We start from the raw sequence: 8,333 nt of genomic DNA, 5'->3' as shown, positions 1-8,333 counted from the left end.
ACCCTCTGATTAACAGTCAGATGCTCTAACCGACTGAGCTAAGGAAGAATATTTCACCTTTAAAAAACTTTACCCTTCTGCTCTTCCTCTTGGACTTGAACCAAGGACCCTCTGATTAACAGTCAGATGCTCTAACCGACTGAGCTAAGGAAGAATTTTCTCTCTATGCGAAAAGCGATGCAAAAGTAGTATAAATTTCCGAATAAACCAATAACTCCCGGAAAAAATTAACAGCGAACCTGCCATTACAAAAACCGGTATGGTTGCTCAGAAAGAACGCTCACCTGACAGCGCCAGCACCCTTTTCATTACATCTGCATTTTCATCGGACAGGTTTATCCAGACCGTTCCCTTATCCTTTTTGAACCAGGTGAGCTGCTTGCGGGCGTAGTTCCGGGTGTGTTGCTTGATTTTTTCAATAGCGGCTTCAAGGGTGCACCTTCCATCGAAATAGTCGAAGAGCTCTTTATACCCCACCGTATTGAGTGAATTCAGATGACGCCGTGGATAGAAACCTCTTGCCTCCTCTATCAATCCCTCCCCGATCATTTGATCCACGCGGCGGTTGATCCGGTCGTACAATTCCTCACGGGCGCGTGTGAAACCGACTTTTACAATCCGGAAGGGGCGCTCTTTCTTCGGATGGGTGCGAAGTGATGAGTAGGGTTTTCCCGCCATCAGGCATATTTCCAGCGCATGGATCACCCGCTTGGGATTTTTCAGATCTACCTCGTTATAAAAAACAGGATCCAGTATCTTCAACTGTTGTCGGATGGGATCAAGCCCCTCTTTCCGGTAAAGTTCCTGCAGTTCTCTGCGCAGTGTTCCGTCAATGGTGGGAATATCATCAATCCCTTTACAGACGGCATCGATATACATCATAGAGCCTCCTGTCATCACCACGACCGGATACTGCTCATATAATTCCCGGAGGAGGAAGAGCGCATCGCGCTCATATTCGCTGGCACTGTAGTAATCCTCAGGAGAGAGTGTCCCCGCAAAGTAATGCGGTACGCGCCGCAATTGTTCTTCTGAGGGCGCTGCCGTACCGATGGTCATTCCTCCGTAGATCTGGCGCGAATCGGCCGATAGAATGGGACATCCCAACGCTTCGGCAATGAGCAGGCTCCACTCGGTCTTTCCTACGCCTGTGGGGCCAAGCAGCACGAGGAGCGTATTCATAATTGACTATTCATAGTTATTCAGCTGTAACGCGTAAGGGAATTACGTGAGATACGCACAAATAAGGCAAAGTGAATAACAGCGAAGCTGAATAACGTTCAACCCTAATAAAGATCATTATTATCCGGTTCTGCGGGAGTGTCGTCCAATCCCTCAAACCCTTCTCTGTCCAATTCCTCCAGTTCGAAACTTTCATCGCCATAAAAAGTTTCACCCATGTCCAATGAAGCGGTATCTACTTTCCGCTCTTCGATACTGGCAATCTGTTCGGGAGCCTCTCCCACTGAAAGCGTACAGAGGGGCGCTTTCAGTTTCTTACCGGGAATAAGCTCCGACAACTCAATAAATAATGCGCGCTCATTGAAATAATCGAATACAAACATCAGTTTTTGTTTTTCATCTTCCAGATAGTCGCTTAAGATGCATTCTTCCATTATATAAGAATCCTCATCGGAATAGGTATCCATCTCCACCAGAGTGATCTCCTGTTTCTTACGCCATTTATCATCACAGAGGAAGAACGACGCCATCTCTTTGTTGCTAAATCCGGTACACTCTACAATAGCATTGTAAAGCTCCAGGAACGTGGCATCTGCATCAATTTTAATTTCTCTTTTGAAGTTATCCACTTCATCGGACAGGATTAGAAACTTGAATATCATTGCAATCTCTGTTTTATACATTGTTCACTAAAGTTAGACTATTTCAAATTAAATTGCACTATTTCTACGCTCACCCCAGTCAAAACAAGTTTTGCCTCTGTATCGCTATCGAAATAATTCCCGCTATGGCATGGTCCAAGCACGCTTGGCCTCTCATTTAGCTTAACGAAATAGTTTACATTTCAAAGGTAGCAAAAACTTTTAATTTTTTATATTTCACAAATAATTTAATGAAACCGGAGGAGGGGAAAGATCGTGTTATAAGGGATCAGGGGGATCCTTAAATACATCAGTTGACAAAGGGAACTATAGTTGGGGCAATGACTGTTTCGAATCTTACCTGATTATTTCAGTGAAGACGACAATAACTTAATTTTTATGACTCTTACCCCTTTGCGTTTGTTTTATAAAAAATAATATACATATATTTGCGGAATAAAGGAATGTATTTTTTGTTATAAAGCTAGTTAACCGGTTTAAGAAAAATCAGGCCATCCGCCTAAGGGCAGTGGATTTCACCCAGAATTATAAATTAAAACAGGTATATATGAAAAAAAATCTATTATTTATCGGGATAGTGTTTATGTGCTATACGGTATCAGCCCAGCAGATGATATCTATCCAGAAATTCGGCGTCCTTCCGGAAAATTCACCAGAAGTAAATCGAGAGAAACTCCAGGCTGCGATCGATTGGGCTTCGGCCTCCGGTAGTGCTCTTTATGTGACGCCAGTCGAAGACGGATACCGTATCGCCACCGGAATTATTCTCCGGAAAAATGTTTCATTGATCGGTGCGCACGGTCCTACGGGACGCGGCACGAAACATCCGGGCAAAAACGCTCCGACCGGTTCCCTGTTTATAGTGACCGACACAGAACATCCTTTTTTCACCGTAGAATCGGCAACCCAAATCCGAGGGATACAATTTTGGTATCCGGAGCAATCTTATCGAAAAGCGAATGATATCACTGCGTACAAACCAACCATCCAGGTAAGTGACACGGACCCGGTAGTAGAAGGAGTAACCCTTTCCTGCCTTACTTTCTATGGAGAATATATGGCCATGGATTTTCGCTCTAAAAACAATTTCTGTGAGCAGATACTGTTCGAACACTGTTATGGTTACCCTTTGAGCGGTGAGTTTATCGCGATTGACCGCTGCTACGATATCCCGCGTATATTGCATTGTCATGTAAATCCTGCCAATATGCGTGAGTTCGGACGCACTTTCAGCAAAGAAGTAATTGATCGTGTAGTCACTCAAAAAACGTACACTTTCTGGATTAACCATACCGATAACGCACAATTGATCGATCTCTTCACTTTTGGCGTATATGGAGGTGTATACCTGGGAGAAGCCACTTACGGCCAACTTACAAATTTCAATCTGGATTGTGTTACCATTGGCATCTATAAAAACGGAGACAATACCAAAAACCGTAACTGGCAAATCGCACAAGGCTCTATCATTGCCAATACGGGAGAAGAAATAACGGACATACATCCTATTGTCATAGAAGGAAAAGGACATACCGCGCTCACAAATGTAGAAGCGTTTTCCGGTGATAATCCAGCCCTGACCAATCTTGGGACGTCATACGATTATATTACCCTTAACGGGGATCAGGTCCTGACTGTTGCCATGCTCGGCTGCCGGATGCAAGGATATATTGCAGATAATCCCATTACAATCAATAATCCGAATGCCCGTGTACGAGCCGTTGCATGTGTGGATAAAAATGAAGAGTTCTTTGATATTCCTTCAAGCAGTCTGGAAAATAACACAGGCAGAAGTGCATTTTTAAACGACTAATAACAAATGGTTTATGATAAAAAATCATATAAACAACGGCATATCAGTAGAGCCAAAGCACTTAATTGATTTACTGATTTGTGGAGTAAATGATTATCAAATCGTCATATCATCACATCATCAAATTAACTACACTTCGTTACGTTGAACGTTGTTTGATATATGCTCGTTCCATCCGAATAAATTTAAGAACGTGAATGAACATACAACGATAAGTAGACAACATAGATTAAACATACCAACATCAGAAGCATCCCGATCATCAGACCAAATGCGTCATTAAGGATGCCTATAACGGGAGGAATGACCGCTCCACCGCAAACGCTCATGATCATCAGTCCCGATATCTCATTGGCCCGTTCTGGCAGATGGCGCAACCCCGTTGCAAAAATCAAAGGAAACAACGAAGCACTGAATAATCCTATAAAGAAAATTGCTATTTGTCCCGTGAATGGTGAAGGCATGAAAAACAACAGCATAAAAGAGATAACGGAGAGAATAGTACAGTAAACAAACATCTTATTACTGGAAATCCAGTTAAGAACAATGGCACTCAGAAAACGACCGATCATTAGCGCCGCAAAATAAACACTGATTCCAATACTCGCTTCTTCCTGAGAGACAGAAAATTGAGTTTTCATATAGTTAACAATGTTGGTATTCATTCCTACATCGAAACCCACCATCAGGAAAGTCCCCAGAACCAGTAAAGCAACCTTTTTATCGGCTAATAATTTCAAGGCACCTGATATACTCGCACTTTTGGCGTCTTTTGTTTCCTCTATTTTTGTTGAAGAGAGCCATACCATGGACACGATACAGATGGCCAGGTATACCCAGTAAATATACGTCCAATTTCCAAACTGAACAGCACAAAATGCAGCTATCACGGGTCCCAGCGTCCCGGCGATGGCTTTGACAAATTGCGACAGGGTGAGATTACGGGAGAGCTTGTCTGCCGACGACACATCCTGCATTAACGGGTTGGCGGAAACCTGTATAATCGTATTTCCTATTCCCAGAAAAATGAACGAGAAAAGCATACCGTAATACGAATACCAAACGAATGGTATAAGCATACCTATTCCCGTAAGGACAATCCCGAGGTTAACCGTATTTTTCTTTCCCTTTTTATCCTGCAAAACCCCTACGGGAATAGACAGGATGGCAAACCAGACGAATATCATCATGGTCAGCATCTGCGTCAGGGTATCGCTTAATTGAAGCTCAAGCTTGATATAACCGGTCGCTACCCCCACAATATCGACAAACCCCATCACATAAAAGGCAAAAAAAACGGGGAGTACTTTATGAATTGACGTTCTCTTACTCATCTTCGTTTATTCATTAATTTGGTTTAAAATCTGAGTTGTTTCACCCTCTGTAAGTCCGCATACTTTTTTAAAAACATACAAATTTCCATACTCTTCCAACCGCTCGTGAAATTCATTATCCGCAGGATACATCGTGCCGTCGATATCGGTTGCTTTGAAACGTAACGCCGACATCAGGACCTTCAATATCCTATCATACGGCAATCCGTTTTTATATGCAGATAATAACGGAGTGATAATCCTGTCATCAGACGATAATTTGCGATATAGGTCGCATCCGACCCGAAACACGGTATCTCCCAGGCTACGATTCGAAAAGCGTTGAATCAAGTCATCGATATGTTCCTGCAAATGTTCGGGGGAAAAAATACCGGGATATTCATGCTGCAATGCAGCAGCGCTCTGCTGCATTGCTTCCCTCACAAAAATCCTGACCTCTTCGTCTTCAAGTATCTCCCAGAGAAAAGTCAATTCAGGATGATGTTTGTAGCCGAGATACGCGACCGCCGCATGCCCGAAGTTGTGAATAAACAATTTACGGTCCACCCAGGCTTTCATGTTTGTTTTGGCTTCCATTCCGGCAATGACAGGTATGGGATTTTTAAATGCCTCCTTGTTGACGATAAGTGTGTTATAGGCCTCTGCATATACGGAAAGAATATCATTATCCTGAGGATTGTGAATCAGCGGCGCCATTTTTCCAATGCTTGTTTCTACAAGCCCGACAAGTTGGTCTAACGGATAATTTTCAGGAAGGATACGTTTCAATTCATCATGAAGAAATATATCTGCATTCCGCATGTTTTCCGCCAGGATAATATCAATCTTTCGTCCGGGATATATTTTTTCGCGTTCCACTAATCCGGACGAGAGCGTGGAAATAATATTTTTCAGCCCGTTCTTTCCGACGGATACGGCAAGGATGTCGGCCGAGGCAATCTCGCCGACAACCTTCTCTGTACCCTTTCCCTGCACACCCCGCACATTGTCAACGACAATGGTTTCCGGAACTGTATCGCAGATAAAGACCTTGTAAGAACGCTTTTTATTCAAGGCATTAATAATCTGTGGATCAATATCTATAAAAACAACTTCATATCCGGAGCGACTGAATAATTGCCCGATAAATGAACGTCCGATTTTCCCGGCTCCATATAAAACTATTTTTTTGGGGGTTGGTGTCATCTTTTATTTTCCATACTCGTTACATAAACAAAAACGCGCGGGCTCGTCTCCCGTGATTTCCGGATAACGCCCGAGTGATTCATAGAAACGATTATCGTTGCTGTCGTCATTCACGGTGGATACTTCGCCTACAAGCGCCGGCCCCCCTTCTGCCCAGAAAGCGTGGTATATGTACGGTTCAAAACAGATACTTTCGCCCGGTGTTAACCGAACAACATCACCGGCGTTGAACATTTTTTTCACCCCGTCTATCAGTAAGGAAAAACTTTTATCTGTTTTTTCTTCTGATTGCTCATCAGCTTTCCATAGTTGAATACAAAGATCTCCTCCCCCCCGGTTAATGATGTCCTCCATCTTTTTCCAGTGAAAATGCATGGGTGTAATCTGATTTTCTCCGGCAATCATAATTTTTTCACAATATGTTTTGTAGGGAACACGTGAAGGATATCCATTACGAACCGTAAATAAAGTCAACCCCTCTTCGTTAAACCGTCCTTTACCGAAATCGGTAATATCCCACCCTAATTGGGCCAGCCGTATTTCTTCATACTCTTCACCTTTGGCTTTCCACTCTTCCGGGGTAAGATATGCCCAGGAAGGTAATTTGAATGAATGCTGTTTAAAAAATTCAATCGCAAAGTCAATGGCATTGTTAATTTCACTTCGTTTCATAATTAATCTGTTTAATAATCAATGTGTCTCTATATATTTCTGTAATTCGGATAGCGGAACTGCACCCCCTGTACTGTTTTCGCTCAACAAGTTAAACCTCGCATTCGCATTGGCCAATCGGAGAATATCGTGTAATGGAAAACCTTCATGGATAGCATACAATGCTCCGGCACAGAACGCGTCGCCGGCACCTACCGTACTTTTTATCTCGGATTGGGACACTTTAAACGCCGGGACAAATAGTTCTTTTCCGTCTTTTTGCATAGCATAGCCTCCTTCCGGAGAATGGATTATGACCATTTTATCTACTCCCTGACTGAACAGATATTCAGCAGCGTGAGGTAGATTTTCCCTGCAAAGCGTATCCTTTTTCCGAAGTTCTATATCAGTACAGGCGCCGGCTTCTATCTCATTACAAATGAGATAATCTGCGTATTTTAAGCTGGGTATAACCACACTGCGAAAACGTTCGCCTTGTTCTGATACAACGTCAATGGATATTTCGTATCCTTTTGATTTGAGCATATGTAATACCTTTGCCGCTACTGTGCCGTACTCTTCATCAGATAAGTCTAATTTATCCAATAACAATAAATAGCCAAGATGGAAAATTTTTGCGGACGATTCCATTTTTTCAAAATCGGGATAATCCAATAATGCGTTTGCGCCCCGGTAATGAAAAAAGGTCCGTACCCCGGTTTGGATCTCTGAGATAACATCGGTAAAAGACGTAGTAACCCCGTCACGTACCGACATGTACTGACTATCGATATGATATTGGGCGATTTCATCCATAATGTATTTGCCATCATCGTCATTACCGACTATTCCTCCTGCCCATAAAGGCATGCCTGTTTGTAAACGCGCCAGATCAATGAGCACGTTGTGCGAACATCCCCCCGAAGCTTTTTCAGCAACAAGTTTTATATTAGCTAAATTCCCTCTTTCGGGCCAGACATCTATCATCTTGATATGGTCGATGATCCAATTCCCCGCTGAAATAATTCCATTCCGTTGCATATTCTTATTTTTAACACTTTATTTGGTCATTGATTGATAATCGTTATGGGATGGCGGAGTATCTCCCTCTTCACTTCCCCATTCCAAATTGGGTTTGTCTCCCATTTGCAATTCAAGTAAACCTCCTTTTGCCAGGTCTTTGTGAGTGAACCAGCATTTATTTAACTTGCTCCCGTTGAGACTGGCATTTTGGATATATTTGTTTTTATCCGAATTATTATTAGCTTTGACTATAAATTGTTTTCCATTCGGCAGATCGATACTTATTTTCCCGAATACGGGACTCCCTATATTGTAAACAGGAATACCCGCCGTTACGGGGAAAAAACCCATCATTGAAAAAATAACAAAGGAAGACATTCCTCCTCCATCCTCATCTCCGGGAATGCCGAAAAGGTTATCCGTAAACCAGGTATCCAGCAACATCCGGATACGTTTCTGGGTTTTCCAGGGTGCGCCCATATA

8 protein-coding genes and 1 tRNA gene are annotated in these 8,333 nt (G+C 42.8%); 1 reads left to right on the top strand and 8 read right to left on the bottom strand.

Going from position 1 to position 8,333, the window contains the following annotated elements:
- Positions 1–80: 80 nt before the first annotated feature.
- The 3 genes from Q0502_RS07815 to Q0502_RS07805 all read right to left on the bottom strand — a co-directional run bounded on the left by Q0502_RS07815 (position 81) and on the right by Q0502_RS07805 (position 1,844).
- Positions 81–154 (bottom strand) — tRNA-Asn (locus tag Q0502_RS07815).
- A 113-nt stretch (positions 155–267) separates the two neighbouring features.
- The gene (miaA, locus tag Q0502_RS07810; RefSeq protein WP_298649299.1) at positions 268–1,182 is read right to left on the bottom strand and encodes a tRNA (adenosine(37)-N6)-dimethylallyltransferase MiaA; all 915 of its coding nucleotides are present in this window, start codon (positions 1,180–1,182) and stop codon (positions 268–270) included.
- Between the two features lie 104 nt (positions 1,183–1,286).
- The gene (locus Q0502_RS07805) at positions 1,287–1,844 is read right to left on the bottom strand and encodes a hypothetical protein (protein WP_298649296.1); all 558 of its coding nucleotides are present in this window, start codon (positions 1,842–1,844) and stop codon (positions 1,287–1,289) included.
- 547 nt (positions 1,845–2,391) lie between these two features.
- On the opposite strand from Q0502_RS07805, the gene Q0502_RS07800 reads away from it, so the two are divergent.
- A complete protein-coding gene (locus Q0502_RS07800; protein ID WP_298649293.1) occupies positions 2,392–3,657 on the top strand; it encodes a hypothetical protein in 1,266 nt (421 codons plus the stop codon).
- Positions 3,658–3,842: 185 nt separating this feature from the next.
- On the opposite strand, the gene Q0502_RS07795 is transcribed toward Q0502_RS07800, so the two are convergent.
- The 5 genes from Q0502_RS07795 to Q0502_RS07775 all read right to left on the bottom strand — a co-directional run.
- Positions 3,843–4,991, bottom strand: a complete 1,149-nt coding sequence (locus Q0502_RS07795) for an MFS transporter (RefSeq protein WP_298649290.1) — start codon at positions 4,989–4,991, stop codon at positions 3,843–3,845.
- Positions 4,992–4,997: 6 nt separating this feature from the next.
- Positions 4,998–6,176 (bottom strand): hypothetical protein, encoded by a 1,179-nt coding sequence (locus tag Q0502_RS07790; protein WP_298649287.1) that lies wholly within the window; start codon positions 6,174–6,176, stop codon positions 4,998–5,000.
- 3 nt (positions 6,177–6,179) lie between these two features.
- Positions 6,180–6,848, bottom strand: a complete 669-nt coding sequence (locus tag Q0502_RS07785) for a D-lyxose/D-mannose family sugar isomerase (protein ID WP_298649284.1) — start codon at positions 6,846–6,848, stop codon at positions 6,180–6,182.
- 18 nt (positions 6,849–6,866) lie between these two features.
- A complete protein-coding gene (locus Q0502_RS07780) occupies positions 6,867–7,868 on the bottom strand; it encodes a carbohydrate kinase family protein (protein WP_298649282.1) in 1,002 nt (333 codons plus the stop codon).
- 18 nt (positions 7,869–7,886) lie between these two features.
- Positions 7,887–8,333, bottom strand: a 447-nt coding sequence (locus tag Q0502_RS07775) for a glycoside hydrolase domain-containing protein (RefSeq protein ID WP_298649280.1), incomplete at its 5' end; no start/stop codon positions are given.

Origin of the sequence: uncultured Proteiniphilum sp. (assembly GCF_937873925.1) — a bacterium.
GTDB lineage: Bacteria > Bacteroidota > Bacteroidia > Bacteroidales > Dysgonomonadaceae > Proteiniphilum.
The sequence above is the reverse complement of the archived record's forward strand: the minus strand, read 5'-3'. Positions and strand labels throughout refer to the sequence as shown.

Coding starts and splice junctions, on each gene's coding strand:
- miaA (WP_298649299.1), bottom strand. CDS start 1,182: ATGAATACGCTCCTCGTGCTGCTTGGCCCCACAGGCGTAGGAAAGACC.
- Q0502_RS07805 (WP_298649296.1), bottom strand. CDS start 1,844: ATGATATTCAAGTTTCTAATCCTGTCCGATGAAGTGGATAACTTCAAA.
- Q0502_RS07800 (WP_298649293.1), top strand. CDS start 2,392: ATGAAAAAAAATCTATTATTTATCGGGATAGTGTTTATGTGCTATACG.
- Q0502_RS07795 (WP_298649290.1), bottom strand. CDS start 4,991: ATGAGTAAGAGAACGTCAATTCATAAAGTACTCCCCGTTTTTTTTGCC.
- Q0502_RS07790 (WP_298649287.1), bottom strand. CDS start 6,176: ATGACACCAACCCCCAAAAAAATAGTTTTATATGGAGCCGGGAAAATC.
- Q0502_RS07785 (WP_298649284.1), bottom strand. CDS start 6,848: ATGAAACGAAGTGAAATTAACAATGCCATTGACTTTGCGATTGAATTT.
- Q0502_RS07780 (WP_298649282.1), bottom strand. CDS start 7,868: ATGCAACGGAATGGAATTATTTCAGCGGGGAATTGGATCATCGACCAT.